This window comes from Rhizobium sp. CB3060 (genome assembly GCF_025200735.1).
GTDB lineage: Bacteria > Pseudomonadota > Alphaproteobacteria > Rhizobiales > Rhizobiaceae > Rhizobium.
Map to the genome: position 1 here is coordinate 1,445,190 of NZ_CP104158.1, position 23,191 is coordinate 1,468,380.

Annotated in this window: 25 protein-coding genes; 13 read left to right on the forward strand and 12 right to left on the reverse strand. The window is 59.5% G+C overall.

Going from position 1 to position 23,191, the window contains the following annotated elements:
• Positions 1 to 29: 29 nt before the first annotated feature.
• The 3 genes from N2601_RS07090 to N2601_RS07100 form a co-directional block, all read right to left on the reverse strand.
• Positions 30 to 1,169, reverse strand: coding sequence for a DUF2336 domain-containing protein (locus tag N2601_RS07090; RefSeq protein WP_445944990.1), 1,140 nt, complete (start codon positions 1,167 to 1,169; stop codon positions 30 to 32).
• 130 nt (positions 1,170 to 1,299) lie between these two features.
• On the reverse strand, positions 1,300 to 1,905 hold the full coding sequence (locus tag N2601_RS07095; protein WP_104823143.1) for a flavin reductase family protein: 606 nt from the start codon (positions 1,903 to 1,905) through the stop codon (positions 1,300 to 1,302).
• Positions 1,905 to 2,492: a nitroreductase family protein gene (locus N2601_RS07100; RefSeq protein ID WP_104823144.1), complete on the reverse strand. Its 588-nt coding sequence runs from the start codon at positions 2,490 to 2,492 to the stop codon at positions 1,905 to 1,907. The genes N2601_RS07095 and N2601_RS07100 overlap by 1 nt, the downstream gene beginning before the upstream one ends.
• Before the next feature lie 110 nt (positions 2,493 to 2,602).
• On the opposite strand from N2601_RS07100, the gene N2601_RS07105 reads away from it, so the two are divergent.
• Positions 2,603 to 3,733 (forward strand): hypothetical protein, encoded by a 1,131-nt coding sequence (locus tag N2601_RS07105; RefSeq protein WP_104823145.1) that lies wholly within the window; start codon positions 2,603 to 2,605, stop codon positions 3,731 to 3,733.
• A gap of 35 nt (positions 3,734 to 3,768) precedes the next feature.
• On the opposite strand, the gene N2601_RS07110 is transcribed toward N2601_RS07105, so the two are convergent.
• The 5 genes from N2601_RS07110 to N2601_RS07130 all read right to left on the reverse strand — a co-directional run bounded on the left by N2601_RS07110 (position 3,769) and on the right by N2601_RS07130 (position 8,307).
• Complete coding sequence (locus N2601_RS07110; protein ID WP_104823146.1) at positions 3,769 to 4,608, reverse strand: lysophospholipid acyltransferase family protein; 840 nt, start codon at positions 4,606 to 4,608, stop codon at positions 3,769 to 3,771.
• Between the two features lie 145 nt (positions 4,609 to 4,753).
• Entirely contained in the window at positions 4,754 to 6,742 is a 1,989-nt protein-coding gene (gene thrS, locus N2601_RS07115; RefSeq protein WP_104823147.1) for a threonine--tRNA ligase, read from the reverse strand.
• Positions 6,743 to 6,868: 126 nt separating this feature from the next.
• Positions 6,869 to 7,396 (reverse strand): DUF1697 domain-containing protein, encoded by a 528-nt coding sequence (locus N2601_RS07120; protein ID WP_260303870.1) that lies wholly within the window; start codon positions 7,394 to 7,396, stop codon positions 6,869 to 6,871.
• Entirely contained in the window at positions 7,393 to 7,830 is a 438-nt protein-coding gene (yidD, locus tag N2601_RS07125) for a membrane protein insertion efficiency factor YidD (RefSeq protein ID WP_260303871.1), read from the reverse strand. The genes N2601_RS07120 and yidD overlap by 4 nt, the downstream gene beginning before the upstream one ends.
• 15 nt (positions 7,831 to 7,845) lie before the next feature.
• Complete coding sequence (locus tag N2601_RS07130; RefSeq protein ID WP_260303872.1) at positions 7,846 to 8,307, reverse strand: iron-sulfur cluster assembly scaffold protein; 462 nt, start codon at positions 8,305 to 8,307, stop codon at positions 7,846 to 7,848.
• A 293-nt stretch (positions 8,308 to 8,600) separates the two neighbouring features.
• Between N2601_RS07130 and folE the strand changes: the two genes are divergently transcribed.
• The 3 genes from folE to N2601_RS07145 all read left to right on the forward strand — a co-directional run bounded on the left by folE (position 8,601) and on the right by N2601_RS07145 (position 10,768).
• Complete coding sequence (gene folE, locus N2601_RS07135) at positions 8,601 to 9,224, forward strand: GTP cyclohydrolase I FolE (protein ID WP_104823151.1); 624 nt, start codon at positions 8,601 to 8,603, stop codon at positions 9,222 to 9,224.
• A gap of 25 nt (positions 9,225 to 9,249) precedes the next feature.
• The gene (gene hisI / locus N2601_RS07140; protein WP_260303873.1) at positions 9,250 to 9,699 is read left to right on the forward strand and encodes a phosphoribosyl-AMP cyclohydrolase; all 450 of its coding nucleotides are present in this window, start codon (positions 9,250 to 9,252) and stop codon (positions 9,697 to 9,699) included.
• Positions 9,700 to 9,802: 103 nt separating this feature from the next.
• A complete protein-coding gene (locus N2601_RS07145) occupies positions 9,803 to 10,768 on the forward strand; it encodes a patatin-like phospholipase family protein (protein ID WP_104823153.1) in 966 nt (321 codons plus the stop codon).
• Positions 10,769 to 10,940: 172 nt separating this feature from the next.
• On the opposite strand, the gene N2601_RS07150 is transcribed toward N2601_RS07145, so the two are convergent.
• Entirely contained in the window at positions 10,941 to 11,375 is a 435-nt protein-coding gene (locus N2601_RS07150; protein ID WP_104823154.1) for a CBS domain-containing protein, read from the reverse strand.
• A gap of 173 nt (positions 11,376 to 11,548) precedes the next feature.
• On the reverse strand, positions 11,549 to 12,310 hold the full coding sequence (locus N2601_RS07155) for a rhomboid family intramembrane serine protease (protein WP_445944991.1): 762 nt from the start codon (positions 12,308 to 12,310) through the stop codon (positions 11,549 to 11,551).
• A 322-nt stretch (positions 12,311 to 12,632) separates the two neighbouring features.
• Between N2601_RS07155 and N2601_RS07160 the strand changes: the two genes are divergently transcribed.
• The 7 genes from N2601_RS07160 to N2601_RS07190 all read left to right on the forward strand — a co-directional run bounded on the left by N2601_RS07160 (position 12,633) and on the right by N2601_RS07190 (position 19,283).
• Positions 12,633 to 13,262 (forward strand): PAS domain-containing protein, encoded by a 630-nt coding sequence (locus tag N2601_RS07160; protein ID WP_260303874.1) that lies wholly within the window; start codon positions 12,633 to 12,635, stop codon positions 13,260 to 13,262.
• An 84-nt stretch (positions 13,263 to 13,346) separates the two neighbouring features.
• Positions 13,347 to 13,976, forward strand: coding sequence for a PilZ domain-containing protein (locus N2601_RS07165; RefSeq protein WP_260303875.1), 630 nt, complete (start codon positions 13,347 to 13,349; stop codon positions 13,974 to 13,976).
• Between the two features lie 70 nt (positions 13,977 to 14,046).
• Positions 14,047 to 15,009 carry a prolyl aminopeptidase gene (gene pip / locus N2601_RS07170; RefSeq protein WP_260303876.1) on the forward strand — a complete coding sequence of 321 codons (963 nt, stop codon included), beginning with the start codon at positions 14,047 to 14,049 and terminating at the stop codon, positions 15,007 to 15,009.
• Between the two features lie 402 nt (positions 15,010 to 15,411).
• Positions 15,412 to 16,017: a transglutaminase-like cysteine peptidase gene (locus N2601_RS07175; RefSeq protein ID WP_445944992.1), complete on the forward strand. Its 606-nt coding sequence runs from the start codon at positions 15,412 to 15,414 to the stop codon at positions 16,015 to 16,017.
• 440 nt (positions 16,018 to 16,457) lie between these two features.
• Positions 16,458 to 17,216, forward strand: a complete 759-nt coding sequence (locus N2601_RS07180; RefSeq protein WP_104823160.1) for a hypothetical protein — start codon at positions 16,458 to 16,460, stop codon at positions 17,214 to 17,216.
• A 129-nt stretch (positions 17,217 to 17,345) separates the two neighbouring features.
• The gene (locus tag N2601_RS07185; RefSeq protein WP_104823161.1) at positions 17,346 to 18,875 is read left to right on the forward strand and encodes a serine hydrolase; all 1,530 of its coding nucleotides are present in this window, start codon (positions 17,346 to 17,348) and stop codon (positions 18,873 to 18,875) included.
• 132 nt (positions 18,876 to 19,007) lie between these two features.
• The gene (locus N2601_RS07190) at positions 19,008 to 19,283 is read left to right on the forward strand and encodes a hypothetical protein (protein WP_104823162.1); all 276 of its coding nucleotides are present in this window, start codon (positions 19,008 to 19,010) and stop codon (positions 19,281 to 19,283) included.
• A 54-nt stretch (positions 19,284 to 19,337) separates the two neighbouring features.
• On the opposite strand, the gene N2601_RS07195 is transcribed toward N2601_RS07190, so the two are convergent.
• Positions 19,338 to 19,775 (reverse strand): DUF1489 family protein, encoded by a 438-nt coding sequence (locus N2601_RS07195; protein WP_104823163.1) that lies wholly within the window; start codon positions 19,773 to 19,775, stop codon positions 19,338 to 19,340.
• A 59-nt stretch (positions 19,776 to 19,834) separates the two neighbouring features.
• Positions 19,835 to 21,241 carry an L-serine ammonia-lyase gene (locus tag N2601_RS07200; RefSeq protein WP_104823164.1) on the reverse strand — a complete coding sequence of 469 codons (1,407 nt, stop codon included), beginning with the start codon at positions 21,239 to 21,241 and terminating at the stop codon, positions 19,835 to 19,837.
• A 199-nt stretch (positions 21,242 to 21,440) separates the two neighbouring features.
• Between N2601_RS07200 and N2601_RS07205 the strand changes: the two genes are divergently transcribed.
• Together N2601_RS07205 and N2601_RS07210 are read left to right on the forward strand one after the other, a co-directional pair.
• Complete coding sequence (locus N2601_RS07205; protein WP_104823165.1) at positions 21,441 to 22,133, forward strand: DUF599 domain-containing protein; 693 nt, start codon at positions 21,441 to 21,443, stop codon at positions 22,131 to 22,133.
• A 67-nt stretch (positions 22,134 to 22,200) separates the two neighbouring features.
• Entirely contained in the window at positions 22,201 to 23,190 is a 990-nt protein-coding gene (locus N2601_RS07210; RefSeq protein ID WP_104823166.1) for a DUF1624 domain-containing protein, read from the forward strand.
• The last annotated feature ends 1 nt before the right edge of the window (position 23,191 follow it).

A 23,191-nucleotide genomic window follows, 5' to 3' on the forward strand; every position in this document is an offset into this window, starting at 1 on the left:
ATTCCTAAAGCTGCAATAGTCGATGACTATCACGCTGCGGCAAGAGCTGCCAGAGCCGCGAATGTCCGCGCCGTCTGCCGGCGCTCCGCATTGGCAAGCTTCTCCACCATGTCCAGCAATTGCAATGCCGCGATGGGCGATTGTTCTGCAAGTCGGAACTTACGCATCAACCGCGCCGAAACATTTTCCAACATGGTGCCGCCATTGGCGCGCGATGCCTCACGCCAGATCAATGTCGCCTCGACAAAGACCAGGCTGATATCGCGCGACAGGCCGGCGGATTCATAAAGCGCGCGGACGGCATAAACGCGGCCGGTGGAAAGGATGGAGCGCACGCGCCGCTCGTCGCAGGCCGAAAGATTGGTGATCGCGCCGGCGAAGAAGTCCACCTTGCCGGAGCAAAGCGCATGCATCAGGAAAGCCGGCGTCAACCAGCCGGACTGCCTGAGGTGCTCGACCAGATCGGGAATGTCCTCATGCTGCACTGTGCCGGCGATGGAAACCGTCGCCGCCTCACTGGCCTCCCGCGTAAGGTGCTGAAGCCTGCCCGCGCCGATCGTGGCCTGAATGAGACTTGAGCCCGCCAGCGCCTCGCTGACATGCCGCATCAGAAGGTGACGGATGTCAGACGGCAGCGCGTCTCGATCCAGAAGCAGACCGCGTATGTCGGCGTGATCGCCAAGGCGCTCGGCGATCCGCTTCAACGAAGCGCGCGACAACGAGGCGCCGTCGTTTTCCAATAGGCAAAGGATTTCGGTCTCACCGCCGATTTCGGCGAGCGCTGCGGAAACCGACCGCGATACCCGTCCGCGCGAGGCGATCAGCACGCGCGTCACATTGCTACCGCGCAGCGCGAGGTCGACAAGATCTGCATCGGTGAACACAGGGGAAAACAGAATGACCTGCCCCGCGATCTCGGGTTGATCTTCCGCCAGCGACAGGATGACGTTACGCGGCGCATCCGGGGAACGGGCTACGGCCTCGGCCAGCGAGAGGCGCACGCGCGGCGATGGATCGTCGAGCATATAGGTCATCGCCATCTCGGCGGCGGCCCGCTCTTCTCGTGGCATCACCGATTGCAGATAGGCCCGCCCGAGTGCATTGGCAGCCCTCGCCCTACCCTCTGCTTTGGCGGTCTCGGCCCAGCGAAGAAATGCTTCTATGATCACGTAACGCCTCGATATCGGCGGGACGATTCTCGGCCCGCAAACTCATATCGGATACGTTAACGATGAAAGGTTTACGGGCCGTTTACCTTATTTATTAACCACTAATGCGAGGCCCGGCAGAGCACTGATGTCACGGCGCTTTTGGCCGCAGCAGTTCGAAGACATCGCTGCCCTCGCTATAGTCCATGTAGCCCATGCGTGCGACGGGCCGCGCCAGCGCCATATCCAGCCGGCCGTCCCGAATGATTGCCTCATCGATATGGATGCCGACGACCTGGCCGAGGACCATGATATTTTCCGATGGCTCGCCGTTCAGCCCCTTAGGCTGCATGACCTCGGTCACCCGGCATTCGAGCACGGCAAAGGCTTCGGCGACATAGGGAGCGTCGACCAGCCTGCCGGGTTCGGCAGTCAGCCCGGCCAGGGAGAACTCGTTGATACCGTAAGGCACGGCGATCGAGGAATGGTTCATCTTTTCGATGAGGTTGCGGCTGACGAGGTTGGCGGTGAAAACGCCGGTTTCCTCGACATTGCGAACGCTGTCCTTCCGGCCCGCCGACGAGAACATTACCAGCTTTGGCCGGTCGCTGACTGCGTTGAAGAAGGAGTAAGGCGATAGATTGAGCGAACCGTCCCTGCCCTTGCTGCCGATCCAGCCGATGGGCCGCGGCGCAACGATGGCCTTGAAGGGATCATGGGCCAAGCCATGGCGATTGGTGTCCGTCGTGTAGAACATCACGCGTCTTCGCCGCCGACCCAGGTCACGGTCTCGGTCAATTCCGGGCGCGGGCGCTCGGTAGATGGGAAGGTGGAAGAACCGATATGGATAAAGCCGGCTACCTTTTCGCCCGGCTGGACGCCGAGCAGCGGATAGGCACGTTCGTCATAGGCGAACCATTCGGTCAGCCAGTTCGAAACCCAGCCATGGGCATTCGCCGCGATCAGCAGGTTAAGGCAAAGCGCGCCGGCCGACATCAACTGTTCCCATTCCGGGATCTTGAAATGCGGCCCCGCCTTGCTGACGACTGCAATAACGACCGGCGCGCGGGTGAACCGCGTACGCTCGACCTGGATCATCTCTTCGGACAAGTCCGGCTTAGCTTCGAGCGCGAGCTTCAATAGCTCTTCGCCGATCCGCGCGCGCTCTTCGCCGCGATAGACGATGAAGCGCCACGGGGCGAGTTTGCCGTGATCCGGCACGCGCGAGGCGAGCCGCAGAATATCTTCGATTTCGGCTTTATCCGGGCCGGGTTCCATCATCTGAAAAGCGGGAATGGATCGGCGCACCGCCAGATAATCGACCAGCTTGATATCGGTTTTCATGGAATGATTGCTTTCATTTTCATGCGCGGGAGGAAGTGGGTCTTGAATTTGCCACTGCATTGGTCTTGAAGTGGCGTGTGTTTTACCGGAAGTCAATCGGTTAGGAACTCATGTCAGGCATTTCATCCGCTCGCCGATTGGGTACGGCTTTCGCGATACTCGCGAGCCTGAGCACTGTTGCGTCGGCGCAGGATGCCTTCAAGGAGTTCAAGCAGCTCGACGGTAGCGTGAAGATGCCGAAGCTCAACGCCTTCATCGCGCCGGGCGGGGAAAATTCATCCGCTCAAACGCTGCGCGACGTCTCGCTCGAGGCGAAGCTGGGGCCTGACAGCGGCCCGCAATTGCAGGGCCTTTCCTGGTATGTCTTCAGCCCCTTTGCCGGTGCCGACGGCAAGCTGCCGCTGGTTGCGAGCTCGAAAGGCGGCTCGGCGTCCTTTCATCTCATGCCCGGCGATTATTTCGTCAACGTCTCCTTCGGCCGCGCCGGCGTCACCAAGAAGTTGACCGTGCCTGAAAGCGGCGTGCTGCAGAAGCAGATCATGGTCCTCGACGCCGGTGGCATGGTGCTGAACGCCGTCTCCGGCTCCGACGTACGCATCCCGCCGGATGAGCTGAGTTTTTCGATCTATTCCAACGATGCGAAGGAAGACGGCGAGCGCGGTCTCGTCATGTCCGGTGTCAAGCCGAACACGCTGGTGGGCCTCAGCGCCGGCACCTATCACGTCGTCTCCGAATATGGTGCCGTCAACGCCGTCATCCGTGCCGACATCCAGGTGGAAACCGGCAAGGTGACCGAAGCGACGATTCAGCACAAGGCGGCGAAAATCACCTTCAAGCTGGTGTCGGACGCCGGCGGTGAGGCGATCGCCGATACGGCCTGGTCGATCCTGACTTCTTCCGGCGATATCGTCGGCGAAAGCCTCAGCGCCTTCCCCACCATGGTACTTGCGGAGGGCCAATATACGGCCATTGCCCGCAACAAGGACAAGATCTATCAGCGCGACTTTGCCGTCGCGGCCGGCAAGAATACCGATATTGAAGTGCTGATGAAGGAACAGCAGCCGCAGGACGCCAACGATCAGCAGCAGCCCGCGCAGCAGATTCCCATCCCGTCGGCACAGGTGCAGCAAAACCAAGCCCCGCAAACGAAGCCGGCCGCCTCTGGCCAGCAGCACCCGTTGCCGACCTACGAGCAATTGGCACCGTCGGCTGGCGGCGACGATGGCGAAAGCATGGACTGAGGCGAGACGGGCTTCGAATTTGCGTGCGCCGGTCTTTATACGGCCTTCTTCCGTAGCGCCCGCCTTGGAGGCGCCATGGAAAATACCGCACTGTAGAGCTTCGACAACAAATCCTTGCGGTCGTTGCCTTCGCTGAGTGCCTCCCAGCTCATCAGCCTGCCGACATGAGCAGTGATGGTGCTGCCGGAAAGACGGCGGAACTCGCGGATCAGCAGCGAGATGCGCAGGGTCATCGAGACGCGGCTGGCAAGATGGAAGAGCCGGCCGTTTTGCCCTTCGAAATAGATGGGAATGACGCTGGCGCGCGCCGCCTGAATGAGCTTTGCCGGAAAGATTTTCCACGGCAAGTCCTCGGCGCGGCCAAAGCCCTTCTTGGCCGTTGCGACGCCGCCGGCGGGAAAAACGATGATTGTCGTTCCTTCCTTGAGCAGGCGAACGGCCTCGTGGCGCGTCTTCATATTGATCGCCATCGCCTCCTTGGTTTCCTCGAACGAAACCGGCAGCGAATAGTCGTTCATCTCAGGCACTTTCAACAGTTCGTTGTTGATTAGCACTTTGAACGGACGGCCGAGCTGTTCGGCGAGTGCCAGGACGGCGATCCCGTCGCCGATACCGAAGGGATGGTTGGCGACGATGACGATCGGCGCATCGGGAATGTCCTGCGGCGGCCATTCGCCCTTGGCAATCAAGCGCACATCGATGAGATCGAGCATCTTGCCAAAGACACGTTCGCTTTTGCCGACGATATCGCTGCGCCAGATGTCGTAAAGCCGGGCATAGCGATCGCGCCCCGAAAGGCCCTCGATGGAGCGGATGAACCAGCGCTTGATGCGCGTATCCCGTTCATTGGCGTAGGATAATTCTTTGAAATCCAAATCCGCGACGGGCTGCCCCGCTCCTTGAATTCAATTGCGCCGAATGTCAGGAAAGGCGCGCAACAGTTTGATTCATCATATATATTAAAGTTTCATGTCAGTTGTCTGACGGCTCCTTGAAGGTGCCGTCAGACAACATCTGATATCAAGCGGCCTTGGCCCGCTTGGCTTCACGTTTGCGCAAGACATCCGGCGGCGTCGCTTCGAGCGCCAGCGAGGCAATGGCTTCGTCGAGCGACATTGCCGTCTGTGCCTGGCTGCCGAGGCGGCGGATGTTGACCGAGCGCTCCTCGGCTTCCTTCTTACCGCAGACGATGATCACTGGAACCTTCGTCACCGAATGCTCGCGGATCTTGTAGTTGATTTTCTCGTTGCGGAAATCGGTCTCGACATCGAGCCCGGCGTCGCGCAGCGCTTCAGCAACCTCGTTGCCATATTCGTCGGCTTCCGAAGTGATGGTCGCGACCACCACCTGCAGCGGCGAGACCCAAAGCGGCATATGGCCGGCGAAGTTCTCGATCAGAATACCGAGGAAGCGCTCCATTGAGCCGCAGATGGCGCGATGGATCATCACCGGCTGCGTCTTTTCGGAATGCTGGTCGATATAGAAGGCGCCAAAGCGTTCCGGCAGGTTGAAGTCGACCTGCGTCGTGCCGCACTGCCATTCACGGCCGATTGCGTCCTTCAGCGTATATTCGAACTTCGGCCCGTAGAAAGCGCCCTCGCCCGGCAGAATGCCGGTCTTGATGCGTCCTTCGGACTGCGCCTCGATGGTCTTCAGCACGTCCATCATCACGCTTTCGGCGCGGTCCCAGAGGTCGTCGGAACCGACACGCTTGTCCGGGCGTGTCGAGAGCTTGACGACGATCTCCTTGAAGCCGAAGTCCTCATAGACCGACAGGATGAGGTCGTTGATCTTCAAGCACTCGGCGGCCATCTGCTCGTCAGTGCAGAAGATGTGGGCATCGTCCTGCGTGAAGCCGCGCACGCGCATCAGGCCATGCAGAGCACCCGATGGCTCGTAGCGATGCACTGCACCGAATTCCGCAAGCCGTATCGGCAGTTCGCGGTAGGACTTCAAGCCATGCTTGAAGATCTGGATGTGGCCGGGGCAGTTCATCGGCTTCAGCGCGAAGACGCGATCGTCATCGGTGTCATCACCGGCGACGGTAACCTTGAACATGTTGTCGCGATACCAGCCCCAGTGACCCGAGGTTTCCCAAAGCGACTTGTCGAGCACCTGCGGCGCGTTGACTTCCTGATAGTCGCCCTGCAACCGCCGGCGCATATAGGACACCAGCGTCTGGAACATCCGCCAGCCCTTGCCGTGCCAGAAGACGACGCCGGGGCCCTCTTCCTGGAAATGGAACAGGTCCATTTCGCGGCCGAGACGACGATGATCGCGCTTCTCGGCTTCCGCAAGAATGTGCAGGTAGTTATCGAGATCGGCCTGCTCGGCGAAGGCCGTGCCGTAGATGCGGGTCAGCATCGGATTGTTGCTGTCGCCGCGCCAATAGGCGCCCGCCACCTTCATCAGCTTGAAGGCCGAGCCGATCTGCCCGGTGGAAGCCATATGAGGACCACGGCAAAGGTCGAACCAATCGCCCTGGTAATAGATCTTGAGATCCTGCCCTTCCGGAATGGCATCGACAAGTTCAACTTTGTAGCGCTCGCCCTTGGAGGCGAAGACTTCCTTTGCCTTTTCGCGCGACCAGATCTGCTTGGTGAACGGCGCATTGCGCTGGATAATCTCGCGCATCTTCTTCTCGATGACCGGCAGGTCATCGGGCGTGAAGGGTTCGTTCTTGGCAAAGTCGTAGTAGAAGCCGTTTTCGATGACCGGGCCGATGGTGACCTGCGTGCCGGGCCACAGTTCCTGCACCGCTTCCGCCATGACGTGCGCCGCATCATGCCGGATCAGTTCCAGCGCTCGGTCGTCGTTGCGGGTGATGATCTCGATCTTGCCTTCGGTGATCGGATCGGAAAGGTCACGCACGGTGCCGTCGATCGCAACGGCGACGGCCTTCTTGGCAAGCGACTTGGAAATGGATTCGGCAACATCCCGGCCGGTTGCGCCAGCATCGTAGCTGCGCACGGAACCATCGGGAAATGTCAGGGAAACGGATTGGGACATCGAAATTCTCCTTGTCCAGTCCCGCCAACGAATGCGGGTGGTTTTGAAAGATGCGGTCAATCAATCTTGATTGAATGCGGTCGCCTGATAGCGATATTTAGCGATTTAGTAAAGGAAAAGCAGCCTTTACTTGCCGATCATCTTGGCCAATCCGCGCACGGTGTTCCAGTTGCGCAACGTGCCGACGCCGAGGCGTTTGGTGGTCAGCGCTGGCAGCAGACGCGTCTCGCTTGCCTTGCCGCCAAAGTCGATCCAGAGGTCGCCATCGACGATTGTGATGCGCTCGGTGCCACGATTCTTATCGAACCCAGCAATAACAGAAGCATCGAGCGGCTTGCGCATGACGCGGACGATGACTTCGCTGCCCTCGCCATCCTTGAACGGATTGCCAGCGGCAAGTTTCTGCCATCCCTCGGCATCGCGGCCGATAATGTCGACGGATTTGCCGAAAGCCTTGGTAAATCCCGCCTCAAGACGCGCCTCGATTTCCGCCATCGGCTGTTCTTCCGCTTCGAAAACGAGGTTGCCGGTCGCAACAAGCGTTCTGGCGTTGGAAAAGCCAAGCCCCTCGGCCATTGCCTTGAGATCGCTCATGACCACCCTGCGTCCGGCACCGAGCACGATGCTGTGGAGCAATGCGACGTAAGTCTTCATGCCGCTCCGGCCGGTTTCCGGCCGATGAAAAAGTAACGCCAGGGCATCCACCAATGATAGCGGGTCCCCATCGTCTCCGGCACGGGATCGAGACCGCTGGTGCCTCCTGGCCCGCAGCGCGCCACTCGGAAGAGCGTCATCCAACCGCCGGCCCATAGACCGTGACGGGCGACGGATTCGTAGCCGTATTCCGAGCAGGTCGGGATATGACGGCAAGAATTGCCGATGAAACCGGAAAGGGTCAGTTGATAGAAGCGGATGAGACCCATGCCGAGGAGCCGGTCGGGCGTCTTGCGGAAGGGGCCGGAATAATTGCGGGAATGGCTTGGCTTTCCATTGTGGTGAGGAGGTATTTTGTCGCGCCGTAGCCTTTTGGAGCTCGCAGCCGCCCCTCCGTCATCCTCGTCATCTTGCATGGAGCAGAGATGGCACATCCCGTGCGGCCCCGATTAAACGGCTTCGGCCGTTATGGCCTCGTTGGAGCCGCGCGCCGCCTCGATCTGGCCGACCGCATCCACGACGGCATCGAAGGTCAGCATCGTCGAGGCATGCCGCGCCTTGTAATCCTTAACCGGCTTCAAATAGCGCATATCCTCGAAGCGTCCTGTTGGCCCCTCGCCGTCCGCCTTCAGCATGGCGAGCATGTCTTCGCGTGCCTGGCGTACTTCGGAGGCGGTAGCGCCGACGACATGGCGCGCCATGATAGAGGAAGATGCCTGTCCGAGGGCGCAGGCCTTGACGTCGTGGGCAAAATCGGTCACGACGTCGCCGTCCATTTTGAGCCAGATCTTGACGCGGGAGCCGCAAAGTCTGGAATGGGCCTGAGCGCTTGCATCGGCGTCGGAAAGGCTGCCGATGCGTTCGATATTGCCGGCAAATTCCAAGATCTTGCTGTTGTAGATGTCGTCCATGATCGCTTTGCTCCGACGCGCCCCGTTTTGTGTTTCATAACAAAAAACACAGCGTGTCTCGTTAGGATACTTTCACAGGGACAATGCCATACTATATGTATGTCGTTCGAAGGCCATCAAATTGCAATGGTCTTCTGTAAGTTTGATGGGAAACCGTGCAGGACGGCAGGCTTGTCCGCCAGCCAGAACGCCCCGGAGCCCGCCAAAGGTGCATAGTTCTCCACGTTCCGGAGGATACCAGTGGCGAGTCCGACAAAATGAGATCCGCGGTGCGGATCAGGAGACCACAGGTAATGGACGCCATTGTAAAGAACTTTCCGCAAGCGCTTGAATCCAATCCGGTATCGGACCGCCCGTCGCAAAAGGAAGCCGAAGACGCTGTCCGCGTTCTGCTTCGCTGGGCAGGTGACGATCCGGAGCGCGAAGGCCTGCTCGATACGCCGACGCGCGTCGCCAAGGCTTACCGCGAACTCTTCTCCGGCTACGAGATGAACCCCGAGGACGTGCTCGGCCGCACCTTCGAGGAGGTTTCCGGCTACGATGACATGGTCCTCGTGCGCGACATTCCATTTTTCTCGCATTGCGAACATCACATGGTACCGATCATCGGTAAGGCGCATGTCGCCTATCTCCCGAATGGCCGCGTTCTTGGCCTGTCGAAGATCGCCCGTGTCGTTGAAATCTTCGGCCGCCGCCTGCAGACGCAGGAGGCCATGACCGCCCAGATCGCCAACGCCATCGATGACTCGCTGCGCCCGCGCGGCGTCGCCGTCATGCTCGAAGCCGAGCATATGTGCATGGCGATGCGTGGTGTGCAGAAGCAGGGCTCGTCGACGTTGACGACGACCTTCACCGGCGCCTTCAAGGCCGATCCGGCCGAGCAGGTCCGCTTCATGACCATGGTCCGGAGCCGCTGATAGGGCTTTCCACGAAAGAGCCGAGATGAACCTGGTATTCAACGAGCCTTCTGAAGATAAATCTGAGCTTGAGGATGCGGGCGATTTCACGCCCCGTTTCGATGATCGCGGTCTGATCACCGCGATCGTCACCGACGCCCATGACGGTGAATTGCTGATGGTCGCGCATATGAATGCCGAGGCCCTGGCACTGACCATTAAGACAAAAACGGCGCATTACTTCAGCCGTTCGCGTGGGAAAATCTGGAAAAAGGGTGAAACCTCCGGAAATCTGCAGACGGTGAAGGAGATGCGTACCGATTGTGATCAGGATGCTATCTGGCTGAAAGTTGAGGTCGCCGGTCACGATGCAACATGCCATACTGGACGACGTTCCTGCTTCTATCGCACGGTCGAGCTGGAGGATGGAAAGCCTGTGCTGAACGTCGTCGACGATCATCTGCATTTCGATCCCGGCGAGGTTTATGGGCACTAAGCACCGCCCGACGGCTTGGTCAGCAACAGCCGAATATACGATTTGGAAACAAAAAAGGGACAGTATTTCAGCAAGAGGCAAGTATACGCCTCGGAGGAAAGCCATGTTGAACTGGGGGTTGATTCGTCAGAGCGCCGGGCAGGTTCCTGCCGGTTCAGGTCCGACCATCTCACAGGACACACCCCCTCCACCCGCTGTTCCCGCTCCCCCTAAGAAAGTAAAGATCGCGCTGGCACTCGGCGGTGGCGCCGCCCGGGGCTGGGCGCATATCGGCGTATTGCGTGCCCTCAATGAGGCAGGTATCGAGGTCGGCATGATCGCTGGCACCTCAATCGGCGCCCTGGTCGGCGGCTGCTACCTCGCCGGCAAGCTTGACGAGCTTGAGGGTTTTGCCCGCTCACTGACCATGCGCCGCATTGCCAGCCTCCTCGATCTCACGATCGGCGGCAGCGGTCTTTTTGGCGGCATGCGGCTCACAAAGCGCATGCAGGAACACCTGGAAGGCTTCGCAATCGAGGATCTGGACCGTCCCTTCGTGGCCGTCGCTTCGGAACTAAATACCGGCCACGAGGTCTGGATCACAAACGGTTCTCTGATCACGGCACTCCGGGCATCCTATGCCCTGCCCGGCATTTTCGAGCCGGTGCGCACCAATAGCCGCACGCTGGTCGACGGGGCGCTGGTCAATCCGGTGCCCGTTTCCGTCTGCCGTGCCTACGAGCAGCCGCTCGTGGTCGCCGTCAACCTGCATTACGATCTTTTCGGCCGTTCGGCCGTCGTCAAACATAATTCCGGTCCATTGAATGGCGAGCCGCAACGCCGGGATGAGGCGCCCTATACCAAGCTCGGCATGACCGGGGTGATGGTGCAGGCTTTCAACATCATCCAGGATCGGATTTCTCGCGCACGCCTCGCCGGCGATCCGCCGGACCTGGCGCTGCATCCGCGCCTCAGCGACATCGGTCTCTCAGAGTTTCATCGCGCCGGCGAAGCGATCGAGCGCGGCTATGAAGAGACCTCCATCCGGCTCGCCGAAATCAGGCGCATGCAGGAAGCCTTTGCCCGATAGGGCATGACTCATTCGGAAATGAAAGGATGCTGCCGATGCGGAGCCGATTTCGGCTCCGGCGAGCCGGATAGCTCCGCTAATGCCGCGCTATCCGGCCTTGCTTTGGGCTCAGCGCGTTCGTCGCGGCAATCGACCCACTGGGTCGATTGCTTCGGTGATGCCGAACCGCTCCTCACCCGGCGATGTAAGCCTTGATCTGTTCGGCCTCGAGCTCGATTTCGCGGATGCGCCATTTTACGACGTCGCCGATTGAGATGATGCCCGTGAGCTTGCCTTTGTCTTCGACCGGAACATGGCGGAAGCGGCGGTGTGTCATCAGTTCCATCAGCTCGTCGGTGGTAGTGTCTTCCTTGCAGCGGTGCACCTTCGCCGTCATCAGTGAAGCAATCGGCTGGTTGAGGCAGTCTGGGCCGTGCTTGGCGACCGCGTTGACGACATCGCGTTCGGTGAAAATGCCGGAAATCTTGCCCGCCATCCCGACGACGACGATGGCGCCGATGCGGTGTTCACTCAGAATCTTGGCGGCTTCTGCAAGGGTCGTATTTCCCCCGGCGGTGGTGACATTGCGACCTTTGGCATCAAGTATGGCTTTAACGGAAACAGACATTCGATCCTCCCATCTCGAAAGCAAAGTGAACAAATGAGCCTCGGATTTGTTCCGAATCGCCTCCGGACCTGGACCGATGCTGCCTTCATCGATCCGCGTCGGTCTCCTCCCTTCGCGGCCGATAAGTGTCAATGGTGCGCTAGCGGGGCCAAGAAAGCAACAGGTTCATCCGCCTATGGAGCCGAGTTTTCGAGTTCGATACGGGGTTCCCGGTCGAACAGGGAAAACAGTAGGAAGCCGAAAAGGAAGCCGCCGATATGCGCATCCCAGGCCACCGGCTGCGTGCTGTCGCCTACGATCGTGATGCCGAAAGCGACGAGCGCATTGCCGGCGATCCACATCACGATATAGGCGACGACCGTGCGGCTGCGCAGCGAGGCCAGGATCGACAGCCGCGGATTGAGATGCGCCTGCCGAATGCCGACACGACGGCCATCCATGGCGGGAAAGGCAAAGCGGCAGGCCGCTCCCATCAGCCCTGAAACGACGCCCGATGCGCCGATCAGCAAGCTTTGGTCGCCCCAATAGAGGGCGGCATGCAGGAATGCCGACGCAGCCGCCGAAAGAACCCAGAAGATCACGTAACGCACAACACCGATCCGGCGCGCGACGGGAGCGGCAAAGACCATAAGCCACAGCCCGTTGAAGACGATATGCTCGATGCTGCCATGCAGGAGCGAATAGGTAACCGGCGTCCACAGCCATTCCAGCCCCTGTTGCGACAGCGGAAAGGCGTAACGCGCGGGAATGAAGCTGAAGGTGAAATACAGCCAATTCAGCGTATCGTCCGACCACCAGGGCAGGTTTTGAATAGCGAAGACAACGATGAGCAGGCCGAGGCTTGCGAGGATAACGGGCGGCAGGTTGAAGGCAGGAACCCGCTTCGGCGGCCGATTTTCCTCGGGCTCGTGGCGCGGCGGCTCTGCATCATCCATGATTTGCTCTGATATCTTGAGAAGGGACTCGAGACATACAGCAGCGAATATCAAAAAAAAAGCCGCCCAACCCCGTCGGACGGCTTGTTCGGGCGCTCCTCGCTGGGATGTGCCGCAATGGTTATGTCCCACGCCCGAGAATAGTTTGTGCTGAAGGTCACCCTCGTGAAGTGATGGTCTATTCTTCCCACTCATGGCCCCGCAAGGCAAATGAAAGCCTCTGTTAACCTTAATGGCTCGGCCGTGGCACGAAATAAGCAAGGCATGACGTAAGGGCAATGAATGCCCCGGCATCTGAATTGAAATGGGACACAGGCGCGTCATGCGGCAGAAAACCAGCACAGAGATATTTACCTATTGGGAGCAGCTTCGCGGCAACGCGGATGCTCCCCTGCGCAATTTGATACAGCCTTCAGCGGTCCGCCATATTCTGCCACAGCTCTTCATTCTGGAGTCGATGCCGGATGAGGCGCCGCGTTTTCGGCTGGCCGGAACGGCGATCTGCGGCTTCATGGGCCGCGAGCTTCGGGGCGAGAGCTTTGCAGCATTGTGGGCGGGAAGCCAGCCTGACGATCCCGTGCGCATCGCCGCCGGCGTGATGGCACATGTCGTTCCTGCCTTGATCAACGCGACAGGTTACAGCATCAGCGGCCGCAACATGGCCTTCGAAATGGTGCTGATGCCGGTGCGTTCGGCCGGCGATATCTGCGATCGGCTGCTTGGCTGCCTGACGCCGGTTGCCCATGCGTCATGGCTCGGTGGCGAACGTCTGGAGTTCCTGGCGCTCGACCGCAGCCGCCTGCTGTACGAGCGTCCCGCCCGGCGCGTCGAATTGCCGCCGCATCTCGATCCCGTCGATTTGACCTCTCATCACGCCCTAAATCCTAAGGCGGGTGGACGCGATGAAGGACCGGTTGATCCATCGCGATACAGATTCAACCGTCTTCTCTGAGCTATCCCTCAGAGAAGACAACCTTACCTTAAGAAGTTTCGGCTAGTGATTGCATGAGACATAATCGGTTGAAGAAGCCTTTTCATGCATTCATTCCAGTCAGCCCAGACGACGCGGCCAAATCAATTGGCGGGGAATGCGCCGCGCATGGATCAGCGGACCTTTCAGCGGGTTCCGATCAATATGCAGGGCCGCCTGATGCTGGCCAACTACGAAGAATTCGAATGCCTGGTCACGGATATGTCGCCCGGCGACATGTACGTCACCTGCCCGGGCCGCCCACGCACCAATGAGCGTGTCGTCGCCTATATCGACCATCTCGGCCGGGTTGAGGGCCATGTCGTCGCCGTCGACGCGCGCGGCTTCAGCATGTCGATCAACGCCACCGACCGCAAGCGCGAGAAGCTCGCCGCTCAGCTCACTTGGCTGGCCAACAAGCATGAGCTCGGTCTGCCGGAAGATCGTCGTCACGACCGTCTGACACCGCGCAACACCCTCAGCGAACTGACGCTGGAAGACGACACGCGCTATGTCTGCCGCATCATGGACCTGTCGCTTTCGGGCGCGGCAGTCGATGTCGAGGCACGCCCGCCGATCGGCACGCCGGTACGCCTCGGCAACATGCGCGGCCGTGTCGTACGCCACTTCATGGAAGGCGTCGCGATCGAATTTCTCTCGCTGCAATCTCGCGAGACCTTGCGCGAATTTCTCTAATCCTGTCATCGTGCTGTCACGTCGGCTGGTGAAATAGCGGCGTTTCGCCCCTCTGCCTATGTGACGGCCGATGAAGACGCTTTATCCTGAAATCGAGCCCTATGATCAGGGCATGCTTGACGTCGGCGATGCGCATCGCATTTGCTGGACGCAATCGGGCAATCCGAACGGTGTTCCAGTCGTCGTCCTGCATGGTGGTCCGGGTTCCGGCAGTTCCGCCAGTACTCGCCGCTTTTTCGATCCGGAACATTATCGCATCATTCAATTCGACCAACGCGGCTGCGGCGGAAGCTTGCCGCATGCGTCGGAGCCGCAGGCAGACCTTTCCGCCAACACCACATGGCATCTGGTTGGCGACATCGAGCAGCTTCGGCTCTTCCTCGGCATCGAGCGCTGGCTGGTCTACGGCAATTCCTGGGGCTGTACTCTGGCGCTGATCTACGCCGAGACGCATCCGCAACGCGTCGCAGCCCTCATTGTCGTTGGGGTCACCATGACGCGGCAATCTGAGATCGATTGGCTCTATAACGGGCTTGCCCGCTTCTTTCCTGAAGAATGGGCTCGCTTCCGTGCTGGCGTGCCAGAGAGCGAGCGCAATGGCGATCTGGTGGCCGCATATTATCACTTGCTCCTTAATCCGGATCCGGCCGTCCATGCCAAAGCCGCCAAGGACTGGCACGACTGGGAATCGGCTTCGATCCTCGTCGATACCCAAACGACTTTGCCCAGCCGCTGGTCCGATCCCCGATATCTCACTGCAAGAGCGCGCATCATCACGCATTACTTCCATTATCGCGGCTGGCTGGAAGAGAGCCAGATATTGCGGGACATCAACCGGCTCGAGGGTATCCCCTGCACGATGATCCAGGGCCGGCTCGATCTGGAGGCACCCGTCATTACCGCGTGGGAGCTGTCGCGGGCATGGCCTGCGGCAAGATTGGTCGTGGTTCCCAATTCCGCCCATTCGCCGGCGACGTCGAAGATAGCGGCAGCCATTGTCGAAGCGACGGACGAATTTCGCGTCATCGGCTGATGGCAACGAAAAAACTCAAAATTTTTTTGAGCACGCCTTTTCCCAAAATGGCACAGCCTGAGGGGATTTCCGACATTCGTGAGGTTCGGGCGATGTGCCGAGACGAAGCTACCGTCCTATTTCGGCGCTGCTGCCGGCAAACGGTGTTCCTCGCCGACATTTGTGGGCGAAAACAAAATTATTTAAAAACAAGCGGATACGCAGAATCTCCATACGGAACCCCAAGCGGAAAAACATTCGAATTTTAATCGAATTCCCCGAAAATTTGATTCAAGTTTTGCGCTCATTTTATGACAATTCTACGCGCATTTGAATCAACTAAGTCCTTAATTTGACTACGTAATTTTGCGTCGGATAAAAGCCTGCATGTCATTCTGGTCCCAATAAAACAGGGACACGGACATGGGCTTTCAATTCCTTCTTCGCGGTTATGCCGCAATGGCTCTTTTTACCTTTGGCTGTCTCGGCTTCGCCCATGCGACGCCGGCCAATATGACGATCACCGGCGATGCCGCGCCGCCGATCGGTCACTATGAGTTCTGCAAGGAAAATCCGAGGGAATGCGCCTATGTCGGCGGCGATGCCGGTCCCGCTATTCTTACCGAAGATCGTTGGAAGACCATCCTGAAGATCAACTACACGGTCAATACGACGATCAAGCCTATGACCGATATGGATCTCTATGGCGTCGAGGAAAAATGGGCGATCCCGACCACTGCCGGCGATTGCGAGGATTTCGCTCTGCTGAAGCGCAAGGAGCTGATCGACGCCGGCTTTTCGGCCTCCGACCTGCTGATGACGGTCGTGCTGCAGCCGAACGGTGAAGGCCATGCCGTGCTGACGGTGCGCACCGATCGCGGCGACTTCGTTCTCGACAATATGCGCAATAAGGTGAAGCTTTGGTCGGATACCGAATACACCTTCCTGAAGCGTCAGTCCGCTGACGATCCGGCTCGCTGGGTCAAGATACAGGATGGCCGCGCCGTTGCAGTCGGCAGCTTGAAGTAGGTCGTGTTTCCGCCACGTGATCACCGGTGACCTAGCACCGGTGGTCTCAGTCAAGGCCCCGGTCTGTCTCCGCATTTCTGTCCTGACCGGCGCCTCTGAGCCGTTCCCGCTGTCCCGGGAACGGCTCTTTTCGTTTCCGGGGTGTGCCCAGGGCAATTGCCCGAAAAAACGCCCGGCGGTTCATCCGGCATTGCGAAGGGGCAAAAAGATAGATCGGCTCCCATGATTTCGTGAAACGATCAACCCCTTCAGCCCGAAATCCGCCCCGATTTTCGCAAAGGTATTTGTGCCGATAAATATGCAAGCCGACGCATTCTTAATGGCTCATTAACCAATGTGGCGGCAATCATTCCACAGCGAGACTCATCAGGGGTCTTGAGCCGCGGCGGACGCGTCATTGACGACGGTTTCCAAGGCGGGATGGAACCGAAGGCAAGAGCATGACCCCTCCTCTGTCATCCGCCTCCTCGATCGACGAACAGCCGCTGATATCGAGCGGCCTCGTTTATCGTCTCACGGCCGGCGTTGCCGTACTCGCCGCACTTACCGTTGCCATCACCATTGGTGGCCGTTGGCTCGGCGAAAAAATCTCACTGGCCGGCCACACTGCCGATATCAAGCCGATCACAGTGACGATCGGCGAGGATACGTTGCGTCTTGGCGCCAACACCATCCGTTTCCCGAGCGAACGCGTAAACGGCGTCGCGGAACGCGTCGATCTCTACCTCACCTGGCCGCAGATGCAGGGCTATAGCGATGCCGACCGCTTGCGCTTTGACGATATTTCCCAATCCTCCTCGCTGATTTTCCTACAGCTCAGCCAGAGCACGATGTCACGCGACATGTCCGGCCGGCTGGAGCCGATCTATTCGCATCTGATGGAAGGCGACGCCTTCGCCGGTCCACATGGGCTGACGGCCCATCGTCTGCGCGCCGACGCCGGCTATAGTGGCGAAGTGCTTCTGACCGCGCCGCGCGCTGGCGAGCCGGATTATGTCGTGCGCTGCATCTTGCCCTCCTCGCCCGCTGGGGCGACCAGCGGCGATTGCCAGCGGGACATCAGGGTCGGCAAGGATCTCAGCGTGCTTTATCGGTTTTCCAGTCATCAGCTTGGCGACTGGCAGACGATGGATGCCGCTGTCCAGAATTTCGTGAAGACACGCCTTGTCGATGCGGCCGGCACGACGGAATCTCCGTAAGTGGTGACTAAAATGATGCGGAATCCTGAAACCAACTGTTCATCATAAACCGATTGGTAACGCTAAACCTCTACTCTTGAGAGCCAACGGGCGCTCATGGAGGCGGCGGCCGGATAATTGAGAACGTAAATGCAAGCAGAGAGTGAAGTAGTGTCCAGATCAATTTTTTCCGCATCCTCATCAAGCTCCGGCAAGTTTTTGGCGAAGGTGCTGTTCGGTTTTGCAATCACGACTGCGACGGTGACCGTTACCGTCGATGTGTCGAATGCAGCCGGAGGCTCGAAATACGCGGGCATCGTTATTGACGCGAACACGGGTAATGTTCTCTACAGCGAAAATGCGGATACGCTTCACTATCCCGCTTCGCTTACCAAGATGATGACCGTCTATCTGACCTTTGAGGCGCTTGAGGCCGGTCGGATCACACTCGATACTCCTGTCGTCTTTTCGAAAAATGCAGCCTCGCAGGCCCCGACCAAGCTCGGCATCGGTACCGGCCGCTCGGTGACCGTTCGCGAGGCGATTCTCGGTATCGTCACCAAGTCCGCCAACGATGCGGCGATGGCGCTTGGCGAAATGCTTGGCGGCTCGGAAGACAATTTCGCCCGCATGATGAACAACAAGGCCCGTGCGCTTGGAATGACGCGGACGACCTACCGCAATCCGAACGGCCTGCCGAACACCGCCCAGATGACGACGGCGCGCGATCAGGCCCGCCTGGGCGTCGCCCTGCGCGAGCACTTCCCGCAATATTACGGCTTCTTCTCTGAGACGAGCTTTCGCCTCGGCAACAGAGTGATCCCGGGTCACAACCATCTGCTCGGTTCGGTCCGTGGTGTTGACGGCATCAAGACGGGTTACACGCGTGCTGCCGGATACAATCTTGCCACTTCGGTGAAGGTCGACGGCCGCTCGATCGTCGGCGTCGTTCTCGGTGGCGCCTCGACGCCCGCCCGCGACAACCAGATGCGCAAGCTGATCGCCGCTTACCTGCCGCTGGCATCCACGAAGCATATCGACTCCAATGTCGTCGCCCAGACGAAGGTGGAAACGCCCAACGTCCAGGCTGCAAGCGCCCGCATGGCGGCTGCCGGCAGCGCGAAGATGAGCAAGGACGAGACCGCCGAGGCTGACGACGACCAGCAGCCGTCGAGCGCCGCGGCTTTTGCGGCGATCACGCCGAAGTCGAGCAATCCGTTGCTCACGACCAAGCAGAAGCAACGCGCCGCATCCGATGAAGTGGCTTCCATCGAACCGACATCGGCGACTACGGATGAAAGCGATACGGATGAGGTCGACGCCGTCACGACGGCCTCGACCTCCAGATCGGATACCAAGATCATTAAGACCCAGAAGGTCGAGAAAACGGAAAAGGCTGAAAAGCCTGAGAAGGTTACCAAGGCGAGCAAGGATGAGGCGGGCCCGACCGGCTGGGTCGTCCAGATCGGCATCTCCTCCAGCAAGGACGGCGCCAGCGATCTGCTCGATACCGCCAAGAGCAAGGGCGGCAAGGCATTGCGCTCGGCCAAGGCCTATACGCTTGCCTTTGATGGCGGTTACCGCGCCCGTTTCGGCGGCTTCGAGGACCAGAATGCGGCTGTCAACGCCTGCAAGGCTCTCAAGAAGGCCGGCGTGAAGTGCTGGGCGAGCTTGGAATAAGGATGTGACACGGCTTTCCGTGCCGCATCGTTCAGAAATCTACTGGATTTTGCGTAGCGATATCCGGTTCTTCCGGCCTTGGATGATCATGAGGCCGGCCCTGAGTTTGTAATGTGTTACGGGGATGTGAAAATGGCAATGAACGAGAACTTTCCGGGTTTCTCGCTCGATGGCGGGGGAAAGATGAAATCGAAGGGCTTTGCTCTTCATCCGCTGCATGAGGCAGCCATGCGGTTGGCCGATCTCGGCCTCAGCCGTTCGCGTTCGCGCAGCAAGACGAAGGACCTGATCTCCGTCCTGCTTTGCCACGGAGCCCGCGCCTGGCGCTATTCCCAGCCGGAAGCCCACATCCACCTGCACATTACCGCGCCGAATGGCCAAGCTCCGGTATTGATGCGGCTGCGCTAATCAGGAAAAGTGCAAGGATGGAGCGGTGCTGCGGCTCCCGAGGCGGCCGCCGCTCTACAGCAATCCCAATTCGGAAAGCTCGCGACGCAGATCGGCAGGCAACTCATTGACGCCGCCGCCAAGGCTGTCGAGATCGCGCGGCACATCTTCCTGCGGCAAGTAGCGCCAGCCCTGGAAGGCGCGACGCGGCTGGCTGGCGGTTTCGACTACGCTCGGATCGAGAATAAGCCGGCAGCGGTGGATTCCATCGACATCCGTGAACGTCTCGATACCGAGCAGCTTTTGCCGCGCCTGTACCTGCCCCTTGATCACCCAGTAAAGCGAGCCGCCGTCCAGCAGCTCATCCACGCGCTTCGGCACCATGCGGGTCGTATGGGTGGTGTGCGGTTCCAGACCGGCGGCGATGGCGCTCATCGCCCGCTCGGAGACCCATTCGCGCAGATCCTCAAGCGAATCCGCGCCCACGCACAATTTGATGATATGCAAAGCCATGACGCCGTTGAAATCCTTTTGACCGGCAGCGTCAAGCTTTTAGAATCAAGCGTCCACACTCAGCATTCGACGACATTCACCGCGAGGCCGCCTGTTGAGGTTTCCTTGTATTTCTCGCTCATGTCGTAGCCGGTCTGGCGCATCGTCTCGATGCAGGCATCGAGGGGCACGAAATGCTGGCCGTCGCCTTTGATCGCGAGCGATGCAGCCGTCACTGCCTTGACGGCGCCGAGTGCGTTGCGCTCGATACAAGGCACCTGCACGAGGCCGGCAACGGGATCGCAGGTCATGCCGAGATGGTGTTCCAGCGCAATCTCCGCGGCATTTTCGATCTGCTCGGGCGTCGCGCCCATGACGGCGGCAAGCCCCGCGGCCGCCATCGCAGCCGCCGAGCCCACTTCGCCCTGACAGCCCACTTCAGCGCCGGAGATCGAGGCATTGTGCTTGATGATGCCGCCGACGGCAGCCGCGGTCAGCAGATAGTTGCGGATGCCATCCTGGTCCCAATCCTCATGGAAATGCTGGTAGTAGCGGATCGTTGCTGGAATGACCCCGGCCGCGCCGTTGGTCGGCGCGGTGACGACGCGGCCACCCGCGGCATTTTCCTCGTTGACGGCCATGGCGTAGACGCTCAGCCAATCATTGGCGAGCAGCGGATTGATGCGGTTGCTGCGCCATTCTTCCTGCAGCTTGTCATGGATGGCGCGCGCCCGGCGGCGCACCTTCAGGCCGCCCGGCATGATGCCCTCGACCTTCAAGCCGCGATCGATGCAGCTATTCATCGCCGCCCAGATGCGATCGAGCCCGGCGTCGAGCTCTTCGCTGCTCATGCGCGTCTCTTCATTGGCGCGCTTCATCTGCGCAATCGAGAGACCGGAGCGCTCGGCCATATCGAGCATCTGCTTGGCGGTGGCGAAGGGGAACGGAATTCGCTCGCCGGAAGAGGCCTTCTTCTTGTCGGCACGCATCTGCTCGAGCTCGGTATCGGTGACGACGAAGCCGCCGCCGACGGAATAGTAGATGCGCTTGACGAGCAGGCGATCGTCCTTGTCGAAGGCGGAAAAGCTCATGCCGTTGGCGTGGCCGGGCAGCGGCACCTTCTTGTCGAAGATCAGGTCGGTCTTCGGTTGGAATTGATAGGCCGGATGGCCCGGCGGCGTGATGTGCCCGGTGCGCTCCACCTCATCGATAACGGCATCCATCCGGTCGGGATCGACCGCATCGGGCCGCTCACCCATCAAACCGAGGATAACCGCCCTGCCCGTGCCATGCCCGATGCCAGTATGGGCGAGCGAGCCGTGCAGGCTGACCTTGATCGAAGCAACATGCACATTCGAGGACGGGCGTGGCCACTCGTTTGACAGCAGGAGATCCAGGAAACGATTGGCGGCCGACATCGGACCCATCGTGTGCGAACTGGAAGGCCCGACGCCGATTTTGAAAACATCGAAAACTGAAAGAAACATGGACCTTTGGTGCCTCCTCGGCAAATCGCGTAATGGCAAGGCTACGCCAACGGAACAGCCCTGCACGGCGATCAACCGACATCGGATTTCATGCCTGCGACATTATATGTAGGCACGATGCGGCGCAAACATAAGGCCATTGCGCCCGAATGGCCGTAGGTTACAGTCGGCGGCATATGGACTTGGAGAATCTGCCTTTATGACGACCGCCGACTATGTCGCCCTCGCCCTCTTCGTTTTTCTCTGGGTCGTGCTGAACTGGATCACCAGCAGCGCCCGCTTCTTCAATCGCACCAGCCTGACATTGGCCATGAACGAGCGCCGGCGCGAATGGATTTACAATTCGCTGCGCCGCGATTTGAAGATGATCGATACGCAGATTCTATCTGGCCTGCAGAACGGCACCGGTTTCTTCGCCTCTACCTCGATCTTCGCCATCGGTAGCTGCTTCGCCTTGCTCGGTGCCACTGACAAGGTCAACGCCTTCTTCTCCGACATGCCCTTCGTCTTCAATAGCGGCCGCACCGCCTTCGAGATCAAGGTGGCGGGACTTGCCTGCCTGTTCGGCTATGCCTTCTTCAAATTCGGCTGGGCCTATCGCCTGTTTAACTATTGCACCATCCTCTTCGGCTCCTTGCCGATGCTGGCGGATGCCGAGCTCGACCCTGTGCGGGCGGAGCGCGCCGCGGAGCGGGTGATCCGCATGAATGTCATCGCCGCGCGCAACTTCAATGCGGGTCTGAGAGCGATCTTCCTGTCGATCGGCTATCTCGGCTGGTTCCTCAGCCCCTATGTTTTCATCACGACGACGGTCTTCATCATTATCGTCCTGATCCGCCGGCAGTTTTTTTCCGATGCGCGTCTGGCCATCATGGATATCGATGTGCCATGACATCGCCACGTCGGCAGTCATCAAACCGGCGCCGATGATTTGAATTCATGCCTGGAAGGACCTGCCAATGGCTGTTATCGCCGAGAGCATCGATGCGCCGCAGAAAACGCCCCGCATCGGCATTCTGGACACGGCCCGCGGTGTCGCCCTTCTGGCGATGGCGAGCTATCATTGCACCTGGGATTTCGAGTTCTTCGGCTATCTCGCACCGGGCACGGCGGAGACTGGCTGGCTGAAAATCTACGCCCGCGTCATTGCCAGCACCTTCCTGTTTCTCGCCGGCTTCAGCCTCGTGCTGGCCAACACGCCCGAAATCCGCTGGCGCCCCTATTTCAAGCGCCTTGGCATGATCGTGGCCGCTGCTGCGGCGATTTCCATCGTCACCTTCATCGGCATGCGCGACGGCTGGATCTTCTTCGGCATCCTGCACTCTATCGCCGCCGCCAGCATCATCGGTCTGCTCTTCCTGCGCCTGCCGTCTTTCGCAACGCTGCTAATCGCTGCCCTGCTCCTCATCGGCATTGTCGTCGATAATGTCATCGCGCCGTTTTCGCTGCATTCCGCCGTCTTCGACGTGCCATGGCTCTATTGGCTCGGCTTGTCGGAGCACCTTCCGCGTTCGAATGATTACGTGCCGGTCTTCCCCTGGCTGACGCCATTCCTTTTCGGCCTCGGCATCGCGCAACTGACGACAACGCTCGGATGGCTCAGATCATTGGCAAAGCTCGGTCCCGGCCGCAATCTGATTGCCCGCGTCGGGCGCCACAGCCTGATTTTCTACCTCGTCCACCAGCCGGTGCTTATCGGTCTCGTCTATCTTCTTTCGCTGATCGCGCCCGCACCGGCGCCCGATCCTACGGTCACCTATATCAGGCAATGCCAAGCCTCCTGCGTACGCTCCGGCAGCGAAACCATGTGCCGCAGCTTCTGCCAGTGCACACTCGATAAATTGCAAGCGCAAAACCTGTTTTCACCCCTGGAATCCGGTGCAATCAAAGCAGATAGCGATGAGCGAATAAACCGAATCGCGTTACAGTGTTCGGAGCAAGCGCAATGAC